This is a genomic window from Pseudomonas sp. P5_B2, from assembly GCF_056400445.1.
Map to the genome: position 1 here is coordinate 1 of NZ_JBFULH010001118.1, position 981 is coordinate 981.

The 981-nt window shown below is 56.9% G+C and carries 1 protein-coding gene; it reads right to left on the reverse strand.

Annotated features, from left to right (window positions below):
- Positions 1 to 884, reverse strand: an 884-nt coding sequence (locus AC1DRJ_RS29595; RefSeq protein ID WP_477805248.1) for an exodeoxyribonuclease V subunit gamma, incomplete at its 3' end; no start/stop codon positions are given.
- Positions 885 to 981 lie beyond the last annotated feature (97 nt).

The following is a 981-nucleotide window of genomic DNA, read 5'->3' on the forward strand; positions in this document are numbered from 1 at the left end:
CCGCTTTTGCGAGCCTGGCGCTTGTATTGATGCCGCAGCAGGTCTTTATCGGCGACGATGTCGGCCCAATGATAACGACATGGATTATGTACACACAGCAGAACCTGGCTGAATCGGGCCAGTCCGGCAAGCGCTTCGAGGGCCTGAGCGGGCAGGGAAKAAATCCCGAAAACGATCACCCGTGAGGGTAATCCGCTGGGCGCGGCGTCGAGACTGTTGATGCGTTCGATATAACGCTGGTGAACACCGGCACGGCTTTGCGCCATGCCTTCCTCGCCCACATCCAGCAACAGCGCTCGCCATAATTCCGCCTGCCAGCAATTGGCCGGAGCCAAGGGCTTGGCTTCGCCTCTGCCGTTGCGTAATTGGTGGCGACCTTCTGCCCAGTCTTCGAGCCAGTCGGCCCGGTAGACCTGGTATTGGTCGAACAGGTCTGCCAGTCGCTCAGCCAACTGATAGCGCTTACGCAAATCAGCGTCATGGGTCAGGAAGCGCTGCAGCGGCTCGAAGTGTGGCTGGTTGATCAGTTGCGGGAGGAGGCGCATCAGACGCCAAGTCAGCGGAGCTTTATCGAGCAATGATTTGACCGGGATTTCATCCCGCCCAAGGACCATGCGATAAAGCTGCCACATGAAGCTACCGGGTAACTGCACGTCGATGGCGGCGGCAATACCGCAGCCGCCCATGTCATCCTCTTCAGGATCTTCAGCCAGTGCCAATTTCAGCCACTGCGCGATGCCATTGCTCTGCACCAGGGCAATTTCATTTTCCAGGGGAGCCAGTGGATAACGCCGCATTACGCTGATCACCAGGCTGCGCAGTTCATTCAAACTGTTGCTTTGAACCACCATAAAAGCAGCATTGAGCGACGTGGCGTCCGGCATAAAGGCTTCCTTGGAGAAATACAAATGCTAGGGCCGAACCTTAGCATTGTCGGGAGACGGTGACAGCCGAGAGCTATCCAGTAATGCAGTACGAACT